Annotated in this window: 21 protein-coding genes and 1 other RNA gene; 4 read left to right on the top strand and 18 right to left on the bottom strand. The window is 48.7% G+C overall.

Annotated features, from left to right (window positions below; all coding sequences use genetic code 11):
• Nucleotides 1–295 (top strand): integrase core domain-containing protein (locus BLR50_RS08790; protein ID WP_143008076.1); only part of this gene is annotated, 295 nt, incomplete at its 5' end.
• A gap of 106 nt (nt 296–401) precedes the next feature.
• On the opposite strand, the gene BLR50_RS08785 is transcribed toward BLR50_RS08790, so the two are convergent.
• The 7 genes from BLR50_RS08785 to BLR50_RS08755 all read right to left on the bottom strand — a co-directional run bounded on the left by BLR50_RS08785 (nt 402) and on the right by BLR50_RS08755 (nt 9419).
• Entirely contained in the window at nt 402–1685 is a 1284-nt protein-coding gene (locus BLR50_RS08785) for a UDP-N-acetylglucosamine 1-carboxyvinyltransferase (protein ID WP_092640781.1), read from the bottom strand.
• Between the two features lie 606 nt (nt 1686–2291).
• Entirely contained in the window at nt 2292–4070 is a 1779-nt protein-coding gene (locus BLR50_RS08780; RefSeq protein WP_205408680.1) for a peptidoglycan DD-metalloendopeptidase family protein, read from the bottom strand.
• Between the two features lie 673 nt (nt 4071–4743).
• Nucleotides 4744–5466 carry an amino acid ABC transporter ATP-binding protein gene (locus tag BLR50_RS08775; RefSeq protein WP_092640775.1) on the bottom strand — a complete coding sequence of 241 codons (723 nt, stop codon included), beginning with the start codon at nt 5464–5466 and terminating at the stop codon, nt 4744–4746.
• Nucleotides 5453–6160, bottom strand: coding sequence for an amino acid ABC transporter permease (locus BLR50_RS08770; RefSeq protein ID WP_242871726.1), 708 nt, complete (start codon nt 6158–6160; stop codon nt 5453–5455). The genes BLR50_RS08775 and BLR50_RS08770 overlap by 14 nt, the downstream gene beginning before the upstream one ends.
• A gap of 219 nt (nt 6161–6379) precedes the next feature.
• Nucleotides 6380–7237: an ABC transporter substrate-binding protein gene (locus tag BLR50_RS08765; protein WP_092640773.1), complete on the bottom strand. Its 858-nt coding sequence runs from the start codon at nt 7235–7237 to the stop codon at nt 6380–6382.
• A gap of 116 nt (nt 7238–7353) precedes the next feature.
• Complete coding sequence (locus BLR50_RS08760) at nt 7354–8247, bottom strand: RluA family pseudouridine synthase (protein ID WP_092640770.1); 894 nt, start codon at nt 8245–8247, stop codon at nt 7354–7356.
• Between the two features lie 101 nt (nt 8248–8348).
• Nucleotides 8349–9419 carry a branched-chain amino acid aminotransferase gene (locus BLR50_RS08755; protein ID WP_092640768.1) on the bottom strand — a complete coding sequence of 357 codons (1071 nt, stop codon included), beginning with the start codon at nt 9417–9419 and terminating at the stop codon, nt 8349–8351.
• 415 nt (nt 9420–9834) lie between these two features.
• Here BLR50_RS08755 and BLR50_RS08750 point away from each other — a divergent pair, with 415 nt between their 5' ends.
• Nucleotides 9835–10257: a TM2 domain-containing protein gene (locus BLR50_RS08750; protein ID WP_092640765.1), complete on the top strand. Its 423-nt coding sequence runs from the start codon at nt 9835–9837 to the stop codon at nt 10255–10257.
• A 95-nt stretch (nt 10258–10352) separates the two neighbouring features.
• Nucleotides 10353–10702: RNase P RNA component class A (rnpB, locus tag BLR50_RS08745), an RNA gene on the top strand.
• A gap of 60 nt (nt 10703–10762) precedes the next feature.
• Here the strand turns inward: rnpB and BLR50_RS14875 are convergent.
• The 6 genes from BLR50_RS14875 to BLR50_RS08715 all read right to left on the bottom strand — a co-directional run bounded on the left by BLR50_RS14875 (nt 10763) and on the right by BLR50_RS08715 (nt 13644).
• Nucleotides 10763–11062, bottom strand: coding sequence for a DUF1284 domain-containing protein (locus BLR50_RS14875; RefSeq protein WP_162840378.1), 300 nt, complete (start codon nt 11060–11062; stop codon nt 10763–10765).
• Between the two features lie 89 nt (nt 11063–11151).
• Nucleotides 11152–11688, bottom strand: a complete 537-nt coding sequence (locus tag BLR50_RS08735) for a biotin transporter BioY (RefSeq protein ID WP_092640759.1) — start codon at nt 11686–11688, stop codon at nt 11152–11154.
• 13 nt (nt 11689–11701) lie between these two features.
• Entirely contained in the window at nt 11702–12385 is a 684-nt protein-coding gene (locus BLR50_RS08730; protein ID WP_092640756.1) for a 5'-methylthioadenosine/adenosylhomocysteine nucleosidase, read from the bottom strand.
• A gap of 44 nt (nt 12386–12429) precedes the next feature.
• Complete coding sequence (locus BLR50_RS08725; protein WP_092640753.1) at nt 12430–12858, bottom strand: GNAT family N-acetyltransferase; 429 nt, start codon at nt 12856–12858, stop codon at nt 12430–12432.
• Nucleotides 12859–13054: 196 nt separating this feature from the next.
• On the bottom strand, nt 13055–13318 hold the full coding sequence (locus BLR50_RS08720) for a pro-sigmaK processing inhibitor BofA family protein (RefSeq protein WP_092640750.1): 264 nt from the start codon (nt 13316–13318) through the stop codon (nt 13055–13057).
• Between the two features lie 80 nt (nt 13319–13398).
• Nucleotides 13399–13644 carry a DUF2508 family protein gene (locus tag BLR50_RS08715; RefSeq protein WP_143008075.1) on the bottom strand — a complete coding sequence of 82 codons (246 nt, stop codon included), beginning with the start codon at nt 13642–13644 and terminating at the stop codon, nt 13399–13401.
• A gap of 332 nt (nt 13645–13976) precedes the next feature.
• On the opposite strand from BLR50_RS08715, the gene BLR50_RS14480 reads away from it, so the two are divergent.
• The gene (locus BLR50_RS14480; protein WP_162840377.1) at nt 13977–14129 is read left to right on the top strand and encodes a hypothetical protein; all 153 of its coding nucleotides are present in this window, start codon (nt 13977–13979) and stop codon (nt 14127–14129) included.
• Between the two features lie 133 nt (nt 14130–14262).
• Here BLR50_RS14480 and rnr read toward each other — a convergent pair whose 3' ends face one another.
• The 5 genes from rnr to BLR50_RS08690 form a co-directional block, all read right to left on the bottom strand.
• A complete protein-coding gene (gene rnr, locus BLR50_RS08710; protein WP_278277990.1) occupies nt 14263–16362 on the bottom strand; it encodes a ribonuclease R in 2100 nt (699 codons plus the stop codon).
• Between the two features lie 205 nt (nt 16363–16567).
• The gene (gene secG, locus BLR50_RS08705; protein WP_162840375.1) at nt 16568–16819 is read right to left on the bottom strand and encodes a preprotein translocase subunit SecG; all 252 of its coding nucleotides are present in this window, start codon (nt 16817–16819) and stop codon (nt 16568–16570) included.
• Nucleotides 16820–17170: 351 nt separating this feature from the next.
• Complete coding sequence (locus BLR50_RS08700; RefSeq protein ID WP_092640738.1) at nt 17171–19405, bottom strand: DNA gyrase/topoisomerase IV subunit A; 2235 nt, start codon at nt 19403–19405, stop codon at nt 17171–17173.
• Nucleotides 19406–19408: 3 nt separating this feature from the next.
• Nucleotides 19409–19939, bottom strand: a complete 531-nt coding sequence (locus BLR50_RS08695; RefSeq protein ID WP_092640735.1) for an HXXEE domain-containing protein — start codon at nt 19937–19939, stop codon at nt 19409–19411.
• Nucleotides 19940–19974: 35 nt separating this feature from the next.
• Nucleotides 19975–21957 (bottom strand): DNA gyrase/topoisomerase IV subunit B, encoded by a 1983-nt coding sequence (locus tag BLR50_RS08690; protein WP_092640732.1) that lies wholly within the window; start codon nt 21955–21957, stop codon nt 19975–19977.
• Between the last annotated feature and the right edge of the window lie 13 nt (nt 21958–21970).

Here is a 21970-nt window from a genome sequence, read left to right as displayed (position 1 = left end):
TTTTGAATTTACCAATCGTTTCTCCAGCAGCAAACGAGATAGTTTTACCTTGTTTGAACAAACGGCACTGAAACTGGGTATCAGACATAAACTTATTCGTCCTTATACACCCCGACACAACGGCAAGGTAGAACGTAGCCACCGTGAAGACCAAAAGCGTTTCTATGACATACACCACTTTTATTCACTCGCCGATTTTGATGTGCAGCTAGCTGCACATCAAAATCGTTCCAATAACATACCGATGCGCCCTCTTCGCTGGCTTTCGCCACTTGAAAAGCTTGCTCTTTCCTAACACTGTCCAAGATGTTTGACAAACCTACATTCGGTCCTTTAACATTTTATATAGCCAAAAACTGTCGGGCCAAAAAAGCAGCAGACAATTTTTATCCGGTTCGATTTTACAGTGCCTTGGGCAATACTTCGCCTGGGAACTCAATCTTTTTAATGTCGGCGCCCAGCTCACGCAGCTTTTTTTCCATCTCTTCGTAGCCGCGCTCCACATGGTAGATATCCTCAATCTCGGTGGTTCCTTCCGCCGCAAGCGCCGCAATAATCAACGCAGCCCCAGCACGAAGATCGGTGGCCTTCACAGGTGCTCCGGTAAGATAACCCTTGCCTTCTACCACCGCCACCTTGCCGTCTACCTGAATATTTGCACCCATACGGCGCAGTTCATCCACATAACGGAAGCGGTTATCCCACACGCCCTCGGTAACAATACTCGTACCGCGTGCAAGGGTTAACAGCGCCGTAATCTGCGGCTGCATATCGGTGGGGAAACCCGGGTGGGGCATGGTTTTAACGTTGGTCTTTATCAGCTCCTCCGTGCGTGAAACACGGACGGATTCATCATATTCAATAACATCTACACCCATCTTGCGCAGTTTGGTGGTAATGGGTTCCAGGTGCTTGGGGATAATATTCTTTACCAAAACGTCGCCGTTAGTGGCAGCTGCAGCCACCATATAGGTGCCTGCTTCAATCTGGTCTGGGATAATGGAGTAGGTAGCGCCGTGCATCTCTTCCACACCGCGAATCTTAATCACGTCGGTACCGGCACCGCGCACATCGGCACCCATGGAGTTTAAGAAGTTTGCAAGGTCTACAATATGCGGCTCCTTCGCCGCGTTTTCAATAACGGTAAGGCCTTTGGTTTTTACAGCGGCAAGCATGATGTTCATGGTAGCACCCACCGAAACCATGTCTAAAAAGATGGGGGCACCCATCAGGTGTTCGGCCTCTACGCTCACCATGCCATTTTCGATGGAAACGTTGGCACCCAAGGCCTCGAAGCCCTTGATGTGCTGATCGATAGGCCTAACCCCGAAGTTACACCCGCCGGGCAGCGACACCTTGGCACGGTTAAACCGCCCCGTTAACGCGCCGAGCAGATAGTAAGAGGCACGCAGATGACGCGCCATCTCGTAGGGAACAACATGGGAGGTAATGCGGGTGGTATCAATCATCACCGTGGTTTTATCGATATAGCGAATCTTTGCGCCCATCTCGTAAAGGATTTTAATAATAACAGAAACGTCACGAATATCGGGAACATTTTCAAGTATGCACGGGCCGCCTGCCAAAATTGTGGCAGGAATAATGGCTACGGCGGCATTTTTTGCTCCGCTGATAGACACCTCGCCCACCAAACGGTTTCCGCCGGTAATCACAAACTTCTCCAATGCGGTATTCTCCCCTATACTAAAAATGCAATCTACGCCAAAAGGGCGCTTCACAGCCACAGTTAACAGGTTATGTTAAAGCATTAACCATTATTCCCTGCGCTGCCGGCATCACTGTTTAAACAATTAAAATGTGTTTTGGTTAGGTTACAATTCAAGAATAGCATATGTTTTTATTACGAAATCAACAAACAGCCAAAGTTGCCTTTATGTATTATACCACTTAACAACTAAAATTAAAAGTCTAATTTCCTTTAGTTTTATGTAAATTAAAATGCCTTGGGTTTTTCGGCTGATTTTCCATTCTTAATGAGCTTATCGTTTTATTTTTTGGTAATCAGACGAAAAATGCTACACCGAAAATCAATAATCGTGTGAATGTCTGCCTGCATGATGGATACAATACTACTGAATTTAGGCACGCAAAGAAAAGTATGGGCAGTTGTGAGCTTCTCTATTCCAAACTGCATAATATACTAATCTCCGATAAAAAGTACCATATACGAAAGGTTTTGATTTATGTGCTTTTTAAGCGGTATAGTATTAACAATTCCTCACAAAAAGCAACCCCTGTCCGAATGGCTCGAACAGGGGTTAAATCAACTTTTAAAAATATTTACTCGGGTTCATATAACGGCCATTTACTCGGATTTCAAAATGCAGATGAGGACCGGTAACATTACCGGTTGCGCCCAACAAGCCAATGGGCTCGCCCTTCTTAACGGTATCGCCTACGCTGACAAAGCGTTTGCTCATGTGGCCGTAAAGGGTCTGAACACCATTACCGTGGTCTATCATCACATGGTTGCCATAGCCGCCTGCGGTTCTCTTGGCAACTACCACCACGCCGTCATCCGCCGCAACAATCTGTGCGCCGTAATAAAGCGTAATATCCATACCGGTATGGCCGCGGTAGCCCATGAATCCACAAGAAACACTGCCTCCGCCTACCACAGGCCACATAAATTGACCGGAACCGGTTACAGAGGAGCCTGAACTCTTGCCACCGGAAATAACGATCTCTTTGGTGCCTACCGTTACCTGTTCGGGAACGGCATCCTTGAGTACACGGGTGCTTAGTATCACCTTATCGGTCTGCACACCGTCTACCAAGGTTATTTTTGCGGTAACCTCCTGCAGGCCATTTTCACCCTTCTGTGTAATTTGGGTGTAGCCGCGGTTGTATTTCTTGCTTTGATTCTGTACTACCTCGTAGGGCAGTTCGTCTTCATAAACTACCGTTCTGGTTGATTTAATCGGCAGGAAAGGCTGAGCCTTGGAAATGATGATATTCTGCCCGATTAATAGCGACTTATCGATACCCGGGTTTAAAAGCAACAGATCGCTAAGCTTTACATTCACCTTACGGGCAATCGACCAAGGGCTGTCGCCCTCCTCAACAGTATAAACCTGCTGACCTTCTACCTCGGTGGTAAGCTTTGATTCCAATACTGCGGTATCCACTATACTGTTCTGAGGGTAAAGGCCGGGGATAAGCCGTACGTCCTGTACGAAGTTTACCGTTTCAGCAGCGGCATCGGCAGAACGCTGAGCGTCCAACAGCCTCTTCAGGGTGTTGGATATAGCAGACTGATCGTAGGTTGCACCGTAGAATTCACCGTCGATATATAAGCCTGCCGCCTCGATAATCTTGCTGCCGGAGGCCTTGATGATACCGTTGCAAATCTCTTCAACCTTCGAGAACTCCCCTTTATCCAGCACCGTAACCTTAAAGGTGGGGATGGTGTAAATCGGCTCGGCGGAGACATCGTTTTTAATGCGGCCTTGCATCATCTTCTCGGCCTGTTCAAATTGGGTTTCGGATTCGATATATCCGAGAGTTTTGCCGCCGTATTCAACCTCCAAGCCATAGGTAAGAGAGGTAAAATACTGCACGGTAGCGATTAAGAACAACACTCCCAATACCGGAGCCACATAATGTGAGATGGTAACAAGGGAATGAACTACCTGCTTGAGCCCCCGGCGCATACAGCCGAAGAATTCGCCAACCCCTGCCCACACGCTTTTCTTTCCCTTTTCGGCTATGCGGCTTACAGAGTTTCGGAATTTCTTTGCAATATTCACAAACGGGGTGAATACATCCTCAATTAAATCTACAAAGTAAGCCAGCAGCCTTTGTTTTGTGTTGCGGCTTTTAAAGAAGTGTACTACACGGTTATTCTTGGCGTAGAACCTTAAATTACGCCGGTAGCGCTTCATGGTTCGGAGAAACTGGATGCCAACAAAATATGCAATTCTGTATATTTTCATATACAGCTTATCTATTTCTCTTAAAGCAAATGATGACTGACCGTCTTTCCGTGCTCCTCCAAATACGCCAGACGCGCCTTTTTTAGGGTTGTCAGTGTCGTTTCTGGGTGCCACTCGCATCAACTCCTTCTTATTTCAGCAGGGGCGCTGCCGCCTCCAGTACCCTTTTAACGCGCACTCCTTAACCTCGCAAAGGGCTGCTGAAATCAGTCTGATACCAATTTCAAATTGGAAAAACCAATTGCATCATGTTCGATTGAAACGGGTATAAGTTTTTTCGTGGATAATACTAACCACTCATTAAAACCTATCTAAAAATGCTCGTGAAAAGCCATAAAGCCAAGCCTTTCACTCGATTTTGTAGAGGTTGTATAATCGTGATAAGCATAAAACTATTATACACACTGATATTGAAATTTCAAGGCTTTGATGGACTAATATACAATTTGGTAATATAAAATTCACAGTTTTCAGAAGGCTTTACCCCATGTTTTATAACAAACTGTAAAATCCGGCAGGTAAATTTGAAGATTTGTGCAACCTGAATACGTAAATTTTACTAATTATTTACCCAATGATTATTATACCTAAAAGAACAACAATTTATCATGGTAATTATTTCTTGTGGCATGGGCGGCCTGGCCTTCTTTAGGAAGCAGCTTCTTACAAGATGCCGGGAGAACGCCCTTATTGCAGTATATGCTCGTAATTTGTCGAATGTCCCTTTAACAAAACAGCAGGCACGCCCAAGGGTTGTGCCTGCTTCATCCTGTAAAAACAATGTGCCTTATAAAACCTTGGAGAGGAACTCCTTTAAGCGGTCGTTTTTGGGGGCGCCGAAGAAACGCTCGGGCGGTGCCTCTTCAAGAATCTGCCCGTTATCCATGAACAATACGCGGGTAGCCACCTCACGGGCAAAGCCCATCTCGTGGGTAACTACCACCATGGTCATACCTTCATGTGCCAGCTCCTTCATAACCTCCAGCACCTCGCCTACCATCTCGGGGTCTAAGGCACTGGTAGGTTCATCAAATAGCATCACATCGGGGTTCATGGCCAGCGCGCGCACAATGGCAATACGCTGTTTCTGCCCACCGGAAAGCTGGTTGGGGTAAGTGTGCGCCTTATCGGAAAGGCCGATGCGTGCAAGCAGCCTTTGGGCCTGCTCATCAGCCTGAGCCTGTGTTTGCAGCTTAAGCTTAACAGGGGCAAGGGTTATGTTTTCCATTACCGAAAGGTGCGGGAAGAGGTTGAACTGCTGGAATACCATGCCCATCTTCTGACGCAGCTTGTTGATATCGGTTTTAGGGTCGGTGATATTCTGCCCTTCAAACCACACCTCGCCGCCGGTCGGCACCTCGAGCAGGTTCAGGCAGCGCAGAAAGGTGCTTTTGCCGGAACCGGACGGCCCTACAACAACAACCTTTTCACCTTTTTGGATAGTAATATCAATACCCTTGAGCACGTTATTCCCGCCAAAGGATTTTTGCAGATTTTTAACGGTTATCACCCTTCGCCAGCCTCCTTTCCAAACGCTTCTGAAGCGCCGTCATGCCCACAACCATAATCAAGTATAGGCCGGCAGATATAAACAGCGGAAGCCCGATAAAGGTTCTGCCCCTGATAAGGTCAGCCGATTTGGTAAGCTCCTGCACCGCGATATAGCCCGCTACCGAGGTTTCCTTCAGCAGCACAATGAACTCGTTAAAGAGCGCAGGCAGAATGTTTTTTACCGCCTGCGGCAGGATAATGAGTGTCATGGTCATGTTGCTGTTTAGTCCTAAAGAGCGTCCGGCTTCCGACTGGCCCTTATCTACCGAAAGGATACCCGCACGGATAATCTCGGCTACATAGGCGCCTGAGTTGATACCAAAAGCCAACATTGCTACAGGAACACCGTTTTTAACACTTGATAAAATCACCGTGTACATAATGAGTATCTGAATCAAGGTCGGCGTACCGCGAATTACAGTAATATAGAGATCGCACAGCTTATCCAGCAGCCAAAGCTTTTTATTGTTAACCGCATAATACTTGATAATCGCGACAATCAAGCCAATCATCGTACCGATAAATACCGCCACTAATGCGATACAGATAGTGTTCCCCAAACCTGTAAGGTACATCTGCCAGCGGTTGTTCTCTACAACGACGGTATAAAAATCTTTTAAAAACTTATCAAAAATCATATACAGCTGGTCCATAAAACACCTGCCTTTCCGGCATTGCCGCGTTTAACCGGGGTTATGCAAAGCCACCGGATAAAATTCGGTATCCGCCTGCTAAAATTTAGAACTGCCGTTTTGATGTCTGTTGTCTGAAGTGTTTCGCCGAAGCACTTCAGACAACAGACATTAAACAAGCCATAGCAGGCAGTAGTTTGCCTGCTATGGTTATGTTTGAAGTCAGCTTAGCTTTTTTGCTTACGCAATCTCCATATGCTTAACAATGAGCTTATCAACGGTGCCGTCGGCAATCAGCTTGTCGAGAGAAGCGTTTACTGCTTCAAGAAGGTCTTTGTTCTCCTTGGCTACAGCGATGGCGTAACTCTCTTCGGTAAGCGCCTTGGGGAGTACCTCGAGCTTGCCGGAGGAGTTGGCGGCGATCTTCTCAGCGGGCAGCTTATCAATAATTACTGCGTCGCATTTGCCGCTTGAAAGGGCGGAGCCGGCTTCAATGCCGCTCTTAAAGCGCAGAACCTCTTTGGCCTTGATATCATCGGTGGCATAGAAGTCACCGGTGGTGTCTTGCTGAACAGCAATGGTGAGGCCATCAAGCTTATCGGCGGTTACGCCGCTGCCGGACTTGATGATTACATACTGTGCGCTCTTAACATATTCCTTCGAGAAGTCTACCTGCTCCAGTCTCTCGGGCTTAATGGTCATACCGGCGAGGATTAAATCGCCTTTGCCAGCCTTCAGGGATTCGATAAGCAGATCGAAGTCCATGTTTACAATCTCAAGCTCTACTCCAAGGTCTTTGGCAATAGCCTGAGCAACCTCAACGTCTACACCGGCGGGCTTGTTGTCGTTGCCCATGTACTCAAACGGAGGGAATGCTGCGTTGGTGAGCATTACAAGCTTACCGGCCTTTTTAATGGCATCAAGCTTGGCGCCCTGAGCAGCGGGAGCCGCAGACGAAGCTGCTTCGGAGGAAGCGGCCACAGAAGAAGCAGCCTCGGAGGAAGCAGGTACAGCAGAGCTTGCGGCGGGGGCGGTGCTGGTGCAGCCTGCAAATACAAACAGCATTACCAGCGCGAGAATAAGCGCTATCTTTTTCATTATTAAACTCTCCTCTTTCACTCAGAAAAACATTTGAAAAACTATGTACTTAATTATAACCGTTTCTGAATATAAATCAAGTACTTTTGTGATAAAATATTCATATTTTATTATATTTATGCATCGTTCACAGGTTTATTTACCTTTTGGAGGAGTTTTTGCATGTCTTCACAAAGGTCAGCTTGTATATTTATACATTTATTTGTAATTTCATTCGTAAATTCCACCCTGCCGCAGTGCAGCGCCTGCCGTTGTATGTCTTTAAGGCTTCCTCCATACATGGCGTCTCCCGCCAGCGGGTACCCAATATGGGCCATGTGTACGCGTATCTGGTGGGTACGCCCGGTTTCAAGCGTAAGTTTCAGCAGCGTATAGCCGCCCCCTCGTGCAAGCACCTGATAGTGGGTAACGGCGTGCTGGCCATCCTCGCTTACGATGCGTATCTGCCGTTCCGGGGCAAGCCTTTTAATGGGGGCATCCACAGTGCCCTCCCCGGCTTCTATCTCGCCGCAGGCAATAGCGGTGTACTCCTTCATAATCTTTCCCGAAAGCGCGTTAGCGCTGTGCTGATGCTTGGCTACCACAACCAGCCCCGAGGTATCACGGTCTAAACGATTGACGGCTCTGAACACCAGCGACTCACCTTTTTTGAGGCAATGGGCGGCAAATACGTTGGCAAGGGTGCCTTCCTGATGTTTTTTAGACTCGTGCACCGGCATACCGCTGGGCTTATTGAACACAACAACATCGTCATCCTCGTAGGCAATCGCTACCTGCGGGCTTTCCTGAGGCAGCGATTTCATCGTGTCGTCGGGTATATTTATGCATAATCGGTCTCCTGCTGCTACCCGTACCACCACCGTCTGCGGAATGCCGTTTACGGTGAGCAAACCCATCTGTTTGCGCAGGGTGGTCATGGTACGGCTGGAATACCCGAGCACGCCGCGCAGATAATCACACGCGCGAATACTGGTATAACCCTCCCGTACAATATACTCGATGGTACGCAAGCCGATCCCTCCTGTTTACCGCTTTGCATAAAAAGAAAGGCATGAACCTCATAGTGTCTGCAGGGCTCATGCCTTTTTGTTCAGTTACGTCAAATTGATTACTATTTAACCTCAACCGTCCAGCCAAAGGTATCGGGCAGCTTGCCCCACTGGATGCCGGTAAGGTTATCGTACAGCTTCTGAGAAACTGCACCGATCTTACCGTTGTTGATAATCATGATCTTATCGTTATACTTCAGGTGGCCAACCGGAGAGATAACAGCCGCAGTACCGGAGCCGAATACCTCTTTCAGCTCGCCCTTATCGTAGGCGGCCGAGATCTCATCGATCGAGATACGGCGTTCGGAAACCTTCATGCCCCACTGCTTGGCGATCTCGATAACCGACATACGGGTGATGCCGGGAAGAATGCTGCCGTTGAGCGCGGGGGTAACCAGTTCGTCACCGATTACGAAGAAGATGTTCATGGCGCCTACTTCTTCGATATATTTACGCTCAATGCCATCGAGCCACAGCACCTGAGAATACTTATGCAGCTCGGCCTCTGCCTGCCCCTTGAGCGAAGCAGCATAGTTGGCCGCAGTCTTGGCAAAGCCTAAACCGCCCTTTACGGCTCTTACATAGTTGGATTCCACATAGATATTTACCGGAGCAAGGCCGCCCGCATAGTAGGAACCAACCGGAGAGAGGATAATCATAAACAGGTAGTGATGCGCCGGATGAACGCCCAGCATCGGATCTACCGCTATAATAAACGGACGGATATAGAGCGAGGTGCCCTCAGCTGTGGGAATCCAATCCTTTTCGATTTTAACAAGCTCTATAAGGGCTTCCACCATGAATTCTTCATCAAAGGCCGGAATAACCATGCGCTCGTTGGACATGCTTAAACGCTTGAAGTTCTGGTCGGGGCGGAACATCAGTATTCTGCCGTCCTGGGTTTTATAGGCCTTGAGGCCTTCAAATACCTCCTGCCCGTAGTGCAGGCACATGGCGGAGGGATCAAGCGGAAGCGGGCCGTAGGGAACGATGCGTGCGTCGTGCCAGCCCTGACCCTCGTCGTAGTTCATAATGAACATGTGGTCGGTAAAATACTGGCCAAAGCCCAGCTTGGACTGATCCTTAGGCTTTTCTTTTAAGTTTGTTGCAAGGTTTACCGTTATTTTTGACATTCTTACTCCTTCTTCCCAATGCTATTTCGCCGTAAACGTATATATATTGTATAATTATAACACGCCTTTTTTGCTTTTTCAATGCAAGCAGGATATAAAAAGGTAAAAAAAGAGAACCGATATGGCATTATATTTGTGTAGTATCATCACCGAAACAGTTCCGAAATATTTCTAACCTGCATAATATTGAATGATGTTGGTAAACTTTTAGCCATAAATATTGAATTAACGGCATAGTTATGCTATAATTTATTATATCGAGCGAAGAAATGCCAATTAGCGGCTATTGCCTCTAAAAGGCAGCCTGTTCAGGCGTGGTAACCCGTGAATCTTACCATTTAACTGTGCATGGTAGGGTTTGGCATTTTAATTATAATTTTATGCCGAAGCACAGCGGCGGATTGGATGATTTAGAATGTTTTGCAGAAACTGTGGTAATGAACTGTTTCAGGGCGCAAGCGTTTGCACCAAGTGCGGCGCACAGGTAGGCGCAGGCGGCAACTACTGCCCCAATTGCGGCCAGCAGAGTGACCCTCTTGCGGTTGTTTGTGTTAAGTGTGGCTACCAGCTCTCCGGCCAGCCCGTAGCGGCAGCCCCCGGCACCGAGCAGAAGAGCAAGATGGTTGCGGGCCTTTTGGGTATCCTTCTTGGCTGGACCGGCGCTCATAACTTTTATCTTGGCTTCACCGGCAAAGCGGTTGCTCAGTTGCTGATCAGCGTTCTTTCCTGCTTTATCCTTTCTCCGGTTTCCGCTATCTGGGGAATTATTGAGGGTATTTTCATCTTAACAGGCAAAACAACCGCAGATGCGAAGGGTGTTCCGCTGAAGGATAATTAAAATCCATACATAATCTGCCGCCGCAGGGATGTAACTATTCCCTGCGGCGCTTTTTTATTTGACAAATGTTTTTTAAAACCGTATAATAACGGATGCGAGTAGACCAGACTGCGGCGCGGGCGATGCTTTTGCACCTGCCTGTGAGGAAAGTCCGAGCTCCACAGGGCAAGAATAGCGGCTAACGGCCGCCGGAGGCGACTCTAGGGAAAGTGCAACAGAGATATACCGCCCAGCATTCGTGCTGAGTAAGGGTGGAAAGGCGAGGTAAGAGCTCACCGGCGCGCAGGAGACTGCGCGGCCCTGCAAACCCTATTCGGAGCAACACCAAAATGGGAGCTAAGCCTGCCCGGCATTCCCGACTAGGTGGCTGGAGCCCTTGCGGCAACGCAGGGCCAAGACAGATCGTAGTTTAATACAGAACTCGGCTTACAGGTTTAGTCGCGCCTTTTAAAAGTACCTTAATGGTTAAAATGCCTCAAACACATCTGTGTTTGAGGCATTTTCATTATTTATTATAAAAGGATAAGCACACCTTCAGCCAGCAGCAGCCGTCGCATACCTTGGCTAACCTGCCCCGTTCAAGTATATTGTGTAACACCGCCGTTCGGAATGCCTCCCAAGGAAGGGTTTGCCCGTCTGAAAGATTGCAAAGACTCAGTACCCTGCTATCAAATACCGCGGGCTTTGGCTCGGACAGGCAGCTGCCGTTTTTATTGTTCGGGCAGCAGGTGCAGATGGAATCTGCTGTGCAGGTAAGCCTTATCATCGCCTCGGGACTATTTAAGGTTTGAATAACACACTGCATATTCTTTACAAAGGCTTCGCTATAGCCCTTACCGACAAAATGCGTAATACACAGGCCGTGATGGGGGCGTAAAAGAATGGCAGGCATCATCAATGTACAAAACGGGTGACGGCCTTAACCGTAAATGCAGCCAGCACAATCTTAATGCCGTCACCGATTAAGAACGGCACCACGCACATACCTAAAGCAGCCAGCAAATCCACCTTCTGCTGAACTACAAACCATGCGGTTCCCAGCAGGTAGCAGGAGAGCATTCCCGCAGACATGGCTAACACGCTGCTCCAGATGGCTTTGGGAAGTCGGTTGATTAAAAACCCCGTGAGCCAAGCAGCGGATATGTACCCCAGTATATAACCGCCGGTGGGGCCGAGGATTATGCCGACGCCGCCGGAAAACTGCGCGAAAACAGGCAAGCCTACCGCACCAAGCGCCGCGTAAACCGTTAGACTTACAGCACCGTATACCGGGCCGAGCAAGCCGCCTGCTACTAATACCGCAAAGGTTGCAAGGTTAATAGGCACCGGCGTAAAAGGCAGCGGTACCGATATCTGTGAAAGCACCGCGGTTACGGCAGTAAACATGGCACAGATGCTGAGCGCGTAGGTTCGGTTGCGTATCTTAACCATTGTTATTCTCCCTTTATTGAATATGCTCCGCCATTGCCAGCACGATTTTAGCCGAAATGGCTGCGGTTTTCTTTTCAAACTGTTCAAAGCTGAAGGCGGCGTTGTCGTCGGCGTTATCCGAGATGGTGCGAATAACCACAAACGGGATGTCGTTCATAGCACAGGTGTGCGCAATTGCGGCGCCCTCCATCTCTACACAATAGGCTTCGGTGCGGGATTTAATGTCGTTTTTCAGCTTGCTGTCGGTTACAAAGGCGTCACCCGAAACGATCTCTTTCACTACATAGCGTATGTTGCCTATGTGTTCGCAGGCATCGGTGGCCGTTTCAATGAGCGTATTGTCTGCGGTGAAGCTCTCGGTAAAGGGATAACGGTATGTTAGGAATTTCAGTGTAAAGTCGTGGTAGGACAAAACACTGGAGATAACCACATCGCCGACCGAAAGCTCGTCGGAAAGCCCGCCCGCGATGCCGGTGTTGATAATACAGTCTACCCCTAAGCGGTCGATCATAATCTGGGCGGTGCAGGCGGCGTTGACCTTGCCGATACCGCTGCAGGCCACTACCAGCTCATGGCTGCCATGAGTGCCGATATAAAAAGCGGTGTGTGCGATTTCCCGAGTATCACAGCCGGACAGGGTGCTTTTCAGCAGCTCTACCTCCGATTCCATCGCGCCGATAATGCCAATACGTTTCATTTATTTGCTTCCTTTCTGGCGGTCATTTACTAAACTCGATACAATTAAAGCGGCTTGTCCATTTTAATATGTTCACAGTATTCTTCGAAATATACCTCGCCGTCCTCCACATAGCCGAGCTTTTGGTAAAAACCCTTTGCTCTTACCTGTGCGCCGAGCGTTGCGCGAATACCGCCAAGCTCCCGGGCCTTCTTTTCAAGCTCCTCTACCAATACGCGGCCAAGGCCCGCTTTACGCAGCTCTTTTACCACGCAGATTCTGCCAAGGTGCCAAAGCCCATCCTCTTCCGAAAAGATTCTTCCGGTGGCTACCGGAGTGCCGTTCTCGTCATAGATTACCATATGATGGGCGGTTTTGTCCAGCTCGTCAAATTCCTCTTCAAAATGCTGCTCGTCTACAAAGATCTTGGTACGCAGCATGGCGGCATCTTGGTAAACCGCGTCGTTCTGCCCCCATTTTACCGTATACTTCATTACAATCTCCATTCCGGTATTTTATAGTGTCATTAAGGCCGACTATATAAGACCTAATCTTCCCTGTTTTCAGCTCAATATTGACTATTATACCCGATTTGCCGTGCGACCGCAACAGCCAAAGAACTGCCGCAATACAATAAAAAACCCCGCAAAAGGCGGGGCAGAATACTACTTTGCGTATAAACGATAAAGACTAATGGAATAACAGGTTCAGCAGCAGCATCATGATAACCCCTGGCAGGCCCAAGATTACACTGGTGGTAATGGTGTAAGGGTTAAATTCCAGATTGAGCTGGGTGTAGCCGGCTGTGGACACCACAAGCGTTAACGCGAGCAAGCCCAGCACCGAACAGATGAGCAGGTTCTTAATTAGTGCCCCCGTTTTTTTGCAGGCAACTAAAAGGGCAATTCCCATCACCGCATGTACCGCTACCCAGATAAGCTTTGCCATCGTCATAAGATGTCCGTTCCTTTCCACCAAGAAGCTGCAGGTGTTTTGTGCTGTTTGGCTTATGTCTGTTTCATTTCTATAAAAGTTCAGCTTATCGGTTTGCTCTGATATACCTCTGCCGATAGGCCGTTGTGCCGCGCCCTCTTCAATGCGCTGGAGTATTTCGCGTTAAGGGATCGAAGTTCGTAAACATACGCCTCGGTCATGTCCGGATCGTAGGTAAGGTCAAACAGCTCTTCCACTTCTTTAATTCTTTGTGCAATTCGGCTGAGTTCCTGCGTGATTTCTTGCCGTACCTTCTGTTGCTCGTCTTCTTTCGGCTTTAACTTCAAGAAAATTGCCGCCCTGTTCAATGCGCCTTCCATATAATTAGGAACATTCCTTTCTTAAAAAGGGAATTATACTTCCCTTTTCAGTTACATTTTATGCTGTTATCTTTACCAAATATTCCTATTTTTATTCGGTACATCTCATAGTCAAAATACAACATATTATACTAGATTATTGCTGTATCCAGTGAATATACTAATAATGTAGACGAAAGTCACGGCACATGGCAGATTTACCGGCGGAAGCCTGCCTGTAGCAACCTGATAAAAACGGCTGCCGGAGAAATGGCGGGGATATGAGAGCTTTTAAAACGATAACCGAAAGGTATTGCCCTATGATTTCGGGGAATGTTCCGGTAGAGGTAACCTTTAAAGAAAACGGCGAACGGTGTGAGCAATGCCTGCATCACTATGGCATGAACTCAAACTGCGAACGCTGTAAAGGTTTTAACGTAGGCAATATGAGTATAGACAATGTAGAACAATAATCTATCCATTATATTCAATGCACCAGTTTCCATAATGGCGGTATAAACAGCCATTACGACCAAAGTACAAATCCGTATCAAAAGGCCGGCCCCTCAGCGCATGAATCGCTGTGGAGCCGGCTTATGCTTTAACTTATTCGATTGGTTGTGCTGTTTCGGCAAAATCAAAGTCGATGTTTCCTGCCGCGACATCGGCTCCGGATACCACCACTTTTACCCTGTCGCCTATGCGGAAGCGGCGGCCGCTGACGGTATCGGTAAACTGCATCCGTCCATCGAATTCATAGTTTCCTGGCGGGAAACGGTCTACATGGATTAAGCCCTCGACGGTGTTCTCCAGTTCAACGTACACGCCATGCTGCGCTGCGGATGAGATGACGCCCTCATACACCTCGCCGATATGCTTGCGCATATACTCGGCTTTATAGCAATCCTCGCAATCACGCTCCGCCGTCATCGCACGAAGCTCGCTCTCGCTGGAGGATACCCCAACAGCCTTGGCAAATCCCGAAAACCGCTTATCAAGCTTTTCTTTCTCCACACCTGCGATGTATGCGCTTAAAATGCGGTGGATCGCAAGGTCGGGATACCGACGGATGGGCGAGGTGAAGTGGCTGTAGTTTTCAAGCACCAGACCGAAGTGCCCGACAGGGTTATCGGAGTAACGTGCCTTTGCCATAGCCCTGAGCACCTGATTATTGACAATACGATATAGAGGACTGCTCTTGGCCTTTTCCAGAATATCCGCCATATCCTTGGGGCTTACGCTTGAGGTAATGGCGGAGGCATTAAGCCCGAGCAACCGCAGGGTTTCGGCTAAGGCTTCTAGCTTTTCGGGTGTTGGCTTTTCATGAATGCGGTACACAAAGGGAATATAGTTGGTTTTAGCTAACGTCGCGGCTGCCTCGTTGGCGCAGAGCATAAACTCCTCAATCAGCCCTTCGGTAAAACCGCGCTCGCGGGGCTTGATATCTATCGCGGTACCGTCCTCGCCTATGATGATCTTTGATTCGGGGGAATCAAGATCGGGTGTGCCGCGCTGCTTGCGAAGCTTCATGCGCAGCTCGGCAAGCTCCTTCATTGCGGGCAGCTCTTGCAGCACCTCGGCATATTTTTGTTTGATAGTCTCATCGACGGTATCGTCGTAAATGCGGTTCAATTCGCTGTACACACCCTTTACGCGGGAGCGGATGACCGTCTTTTTAAACTCGTAGCGCTGCATCACACCGCTTGCATCCAGCTCCATCAGGCAGGAGAAGGCTAGCCTATCCTCCTGCGGATTGAGCGAACAGATGCCGTTGGAAAGCTCCTTGGGCAGCATGGGAATAACGCTGTTTGCGTAATAAACCGAGGTGCCGCGCGCAAAGGCCTCGTTATCGAGCGGCGTGCCTTCCTTCACATAGTGCGATACATCGGCGATGTGTACACCCAGCTTATAGCCGTCGGCATACTTTATTACCGAAACGGCATCGTCAATATCCTTGGTATCGGCTCCGTCGATGGTAAAGATGGGTTCCCCGCGAAGGTCAAGCCGATAGCTTAGATCCTTTTCGGTAATCTCTTTTCGCCCCGCCGCACGAGCCTGGTCCAGCACATCACCCGGAAACTCTGTGGCGATACCGTTTGCCGAAAGCACCGAGAGCGCACAGGCCTGCGCTGTATCGCTGCTGCCAAATACCTCGATTACCTTTGCCTTATGCGCCTGGTGGCTTTCGCCGCGAACCACCAGTTCTACGCCAACCTTATCACCGTCGGCAGCACCCAATACGCCGCCCTTTACCAACCGGATGGGAATATTGGGCATATCGTCTAGTTTTACGAATTTACCCTCATCGGTTACAAGAAGAGTACCGGTAAGTGTGCGGTTCCCCTGCGCAATAACCTTTACGACCTCGGCTTCTGGGGATTCCCCCCTCGGCGGCAGGCGTTTGAGCAGCACACTGTCACCCACCATGGCACCTTTAAACGCGCGCCCCGGTACAAAAAATTCGGTGGTACCGTCCAGCTCGCGTGCAAAGCCAAACCGTCCTGCCAGCTTCACAATGGTTGCAGGGATAAGCCCTAAGCGGCGCGAAAGGATCAGCCTTCCCTTCTTTTCCACTACTACGCCCTTGTTAACAAGCGCTATCAGCGCCTGATCATACTGCTTCTGGGTAGCGGAGGTTACCCCGAGCTTTTTGGCTAACACCTGCTTGGGGACAAAATCCTTATACGCTTCAAGCTTTTTTTGAATTAAGACTTCTATTTAAAACACTTCCTTTATTGTCTAACGCTAATTGAAATTAGCGTTATCCTGATTGCTGTGATACTATTAATGTGTGGACTAATTCTAATTTGATACGGGACACTTGCTGTAATTAATACCAAGCAGCGCATATACCCGTAATTACACAAAAAGCTCTGCGGTGTAACCGCAGAGCTTTCGTTAAAACAACCTTTTACTTAATAATAACAAGAGCAACGTTTACCGCAACGATTACCACAAAAAAAGCGATAGCGATAATCTTTGTCCAACGGCTCAAAATGGCATCAAGTGTTCTGCCCTTGTTCTTACCGTAGTAAGAGTCGGAGCTCCCGCCCATGACAGCATTCATACCGCCAGATTTATTATCCTGCAGAACAATAATTATGGTGAGCAACACACTGGCTATAATAAGCACAATAGCACCTGCTATCTCAATTCCGCTCAACGAAAGGCACCTCCGTAAAGTAGTAAGCATGGCCTTTAATCAGCCATAAAACGCCTTATATGATAATAACATAAACCCCTTGTTTTTGCAAGATTTATCTTTTATAAATTAAAAATTCTTGGAACGGGCGTATTACCTCAATTTTCCTTTCATAACTCTGCTTCGGGGTAACATAATAATAACACGATAGCTGATTCGATGGTATTCTGATAAAAGCGTTTGCAGGTAGTATTGTTTACCATAGCAGCTATCTTAGCGGGCGGCGTTCTGGTGACGCTGCCCGCTTTAAATTTTCTTCTGAAGGCAATTAAGCCTAAGCGGTCGCTATCTAAAGACAGCGGCCACGCAGGTTTAAAACGATAATTGATCAGCTAGATCGCTGTCTTTCGGCACACTCCCTGCCGAGGGCAGGGTTTTGGTGCGAAAACGGTGGGCATTGCCAAGCATGCCCTCATTAAACGGCACCACCGACATCACACGCTGGCCCTTTTTCAAGGTCATGATGCTGACACCCTGATTATCCTTGGTGGGCTTTTCAAGTACAGCGGCAGAATGCATGAGCAGCACCTTTCCGGCCGAACTGGTAAGCATATACTCGCGTTCTTCCTCGCTGGAGATGATTGCAACAACAGGGCTTTTATCGCTGTAGGCACTGATAAGCTTCTTGCGCCGCGTTTTGGTTTGGTAAGCCGAGAGCGGCACCTTCGACATCTTGCCGTTTTCGTAGGCAAACAGCAGGCGGCCCCTATAATCCTTGGTAATAACCATGCAGATGGCATTTTCGCCCTCGTCCATCCCCAGCTTTGCGGGGATATAATCGCCTAAGACGCTAGCCTTGGTATCATCAAAATCGCAGACACGCGCCTTGTAAACCTGACAGCGGTCAGAGAAGAACAAAAGCTCTGCGGTGTTGGTGCTCTCTGTTTGCAGGATGATTTCATCACCCTCCTTGAGCTTCTGCTCGCCGCCCATGCGCAGGGAAAGCGGGGTAATCTTTTTAAAGTACCCTTCCTTGGTGAAGAACAGGTTAACGGGATAATCGGGGATATCCTCGGCCTCTTCCTCCTCCACAACCTCCTCGGCATAGGAGATAAGAGTCTTACGGGGCTTTCCATACTTTTTGGCCACGTCGCTGAGCTCGCTGATAATAATATCGCGCACACGCCTTGGGTTATGAAGGATATCCTCCATATCCGCAACCTCTTTTTTAAGTGATTCTATCTCCTGCGTGCGGTTTAGAATATACTCGCGGTTTAAGTGGCGCAGCTTAATTTCGGCTACATAGTCCGCCTGTACTTCGTCAATGCCGAACCCAATCATCAGATTGGGCACAACCTCGGTCTCCTCCTCGGTTTCGCGCACAATGCGGATGGCTTTATCAATATCCAGCAGAATCCTCGCAAGCCCCTTTAACAGGTGCAGCTTTTCCTGCTTCTTCTTCAGTTCATAGAACACACGTCGCTTAACGCACTCGGTGCGGAACGCCGTCCACTCACTCAGCAGCTCATATACACCCATTACCCGCGGCATACCGCCGATAAGCACGTTAAAGTTGCAGGCAAAGGCATCCTCCAGCGGGGTTGATTTAAACAGCTTCTGCATGAGCTTATCAGGGTCAACGCCACGCTTTAGGTCGATGGCAAGCTTTAAGCCGGAAAGGTCGGTTTCGTCGCGGATATCGGAAATCTCCTTTATCTTGCCGCCCTTTACCAGGTCTACAATCTTATCCATTATCGCCTCCACCGTGGTGGTGGGGGGGATTTCGGTAACCTCAATACAATTGGCCGCAGCATCGTGGTGGTAACGTGAGCGCACGCGCAGGCTGCCACGCCCGGTTTTGTAAACCTGGCTCAATTCGTTCTGATTGTACAGCAGAAATCCGCCGGTAGGAAAATCGGGAGCCTTGAGGGTGGTCATAACATCATGATCCGGGTTTTTAATAAGTGCGGCCGCAGTTTCACATACCTCTGCCAGATTAAACGGGCAGATGGAGCTGGCCATGCCAACCGCAATGCCCATATTCGCGTTTACCAGTACGGTGGGGAAGCTGGTAGGCAGCAGCGTGGGTTCCAGCATAGTGCTGTCATAGTTATCTATAAAATCAACCGTGTCTTTGTCGATATCCTTAAAAAGCTCATTGCAGACGGCATCCAGCTTCGCCTCGGTGTAACGGGCAGCGGCATAGGCCATATCGCGCGAATAGCTTTTGCCAAAGTTGCCCTTGGAATCTACATATGGTACAAGCAGTGCCTCGTACCCGCGGGAAAGCCGCACCATTGTTTCATAAATTGCCGCATCGCCATGCGGGTTCAGGCGCATAACCTGCCCAACAATGTTGGCGGATTTGGTCCTTGAACCGGTAAGCAACCCCATTTTATACATGGTGTATAATATTTTACGGTGCGACGGCTTAAAGCCGTCTATCTCGGGGATAGCGCGCGATACGATTACGCTCATGGCGTAGGGCATGTAGTTTTTTTCGAGGGTTTCAGTGATGGGCTGTTCCAGCACCAAACCCGCGCCCTCGATGTAGGCGTTCTCCGAGGAGGAACCGATACTCTTTTTAGGCTGCTTGTTTTTGGCCATTCGTTAATCACCCAAATTATTAAAATACTGATCAAAACAGGACATCAGCTTAAATGCCGCAATCATATTTACGCTGATTACGACTAAGCCCGCCATGGTAAGCAGTACACTCTGCAGTACGGTAAACATATTCAGCTGCGCTACCACCATAAACGCCCAAACGCAATAGGGCAGCGCGAGAACCGAGGTTACCATTGCCGGAACGTAGCCGCGCATGGCAATCGACTGCACCAGATGAAACACCAGATGCACGGCAAAGGCCGCAAACTGCATATACCACAGCCAATACCAGTCAAAGCAATAGGCCAGCACGTTAAAGGCAGCAAGCAAGGTAAAAATCTCCAGAACCCCTACGGCAAACGCTGCGGTGGAACGCTTTGCAGACTGTGCAATCTTCTTGGCAAAGCGCGGAAACCTTTTTTGAAGTTCATCCTTACGCTTTTTAAACCACGGACGCATAAAGATGATCTCTTCAAAATCGTGGATCATAAATACTACCGGGAAAAGCCAGATAACCAGTGTAAGCTGTTTCACGGGTGTCACTTTCCTTTATGTCAAAAGCTATGCGGCTAAGATAAATCGGCAGAATCAAGGTAGAGATAACCGTTCTGGGCAATGTGGTCTTTACGCCCTGAAAGATTGTCACCCAGCAGCAGCTCGAAGGTTGCAAGGGTTTTATCGGCGAGGTCGGGTGTTACCTTAATCAGGCGGCGGGTTTCGGGGTTCATGGTGGTAAGCCACATCATCTCCGGCTCGTTTTCGCCAAGGCCCTTGGAACGCTGGATGGTAAACTTTTTGTCGCCAAGCTGCTCAAGTATCTTTGCCTTCTCCTGCTCGGTGTAGGCAAAGTAGGTTTTATCCTTGGCATTGATTTCAAACAACGGCGACTCTGCTATATAAACATACCCCTGCTCGATAAGCGTGGGGGTTAAACGATAAAGCATCGTGAGGATGAGGGTGCGTATCTGATAACCGTCTACGTCGGCATCGGTGCAGATAATAACCTTGTTCCACCGCAGCCCCTCAATATCAAACGAGGAAAGCTCTTTGTTGGCTTTGGCGTGCACCTCTACCCCGCAGCCGAGCACCTTGATGATGTCGGTGATAATCTCGTTCTTAAAGATTTTATCATATTCCGCCTTCAGGCAGTTTAGAATCTTGCCGCGCACGGGGATGATGGCCTGAAACTCTGAATCGCGTGCCAGCTTGCAGGCGCCGAGCGCGGAATCGCCCTCCACGATATAGATCTCGCGGCGGGAGGTATCCTTGGTGCGGCAATCTACAAACTTCTCCACACGGTTGGCGATATCCAACGTACCCGCGAGCTTCTTTTTAAGATTAAGCCTTGTTTTCTCGGCATTCTCGCGGCTTCGTTTGTTGATAAGCACCTGCTCGCAGATTTTTGCAGCCTCATCGGGGTTTTCAATAAAGTAGACCTCAATCTGGTGCTTTAAAAAGTCAGACATCGCCTCGTAGATAAACTTGTTGGTGATGGCTTTCTTGGTCTGATTCTCGTAGGAGGTAACGGTAGAGAATGAACTGGATACCAGCACCAGACAATCCTCTACATCGGCAAAGGTAATCTTGCTTTCGTTTTTAAGGTACTTGCCCGTTTGCTTTAAATAGCTGTCAAGCTGCGATACAAATGCGTAGCGCACCGCCTTTTCGGGCGAACCGCCGTACTCCAGATGGCTGGAGTTGTGGTAGTACTCGGCAATATGAACCTTGTTAGAGAAGCACAGCGCCACCGAAAGCTTTACCTTGTATTCGGGTTTGTCTTCCCTATCGCGACCGCGGCGCTCGCTCTGCCAGAACTGCACACCGGTAAGCGCGTCGCTGCCCGTAAGCTCCTTTACATAGTCGGTAATGCCGTTTTGGTAGATGAACTCTCTGGTTTCGTAGCCCCTCGGGGTTTCGATGCGCAGTATGAAAAGCAGCCCTTCGTTAACCACGGCCTGCCTTTTGATTACCTCGGCAAAATACTCCTCGGGTATATTGATATCGGTAAATACGTCAGTATCCGGCCGCCATTTGATTCTTGACCCGGTTTTCTTACGGTTGGTTGCCTCTTTCTTCAAGCCTCCAACGTTCTCGCCTTTTCTAAAGCTTAGATTATACTGAAAACCATCGCGAAAAATCTCAGCATCCATATACTCGGAGGCGTACTGTGTGGCGCATAGACCGAGGCCGTTAAGCCCCAGCGAAAACTCGTAGCTTTCGCCGTCGTTGGTGTTATATTTGCCGCCCGCATACATCTCGCAGAAGATAAGTTCCCAGTTATGCCGCTGCTCACGCTGATTATAATCCACCGGCATACCGCGCCCGAAATCCTCCACCTCAAGGGAGTTATCGAGATAGCGGGTGACGATAATTTTATCGCCATAGCCTTCACGCGCTTCATCAATGGAGTTTGAGAGAATCTCAAAAAACGAGTGCTGGCAGCCCTCCAGCCCATCGGAGCCGAAGATAACCGCAGGGCGTTTGCGCACACGGTCGGCTCCTTTTAAGGATGATATGCTTTCGTTATCGTAGGTTTGCGTTTTTACAGCCATTGCAATACCATGC

Source organism: Acetanaerobacterium elongatum, assembly GCF_900103835.1.
GTDB classification, from domain to species: Bacteria; Bacillota; Clostridia; order Oscillospirales; family Ruminococcaceae; genus Acetanaerobacterium; species Acetanaerobacterium elongatum.
The sequence above is the reverse complement of the archived record's forward strand: the minus strand, read 5'-3'. Positions and strand labels throughout refer to the sequence as shown.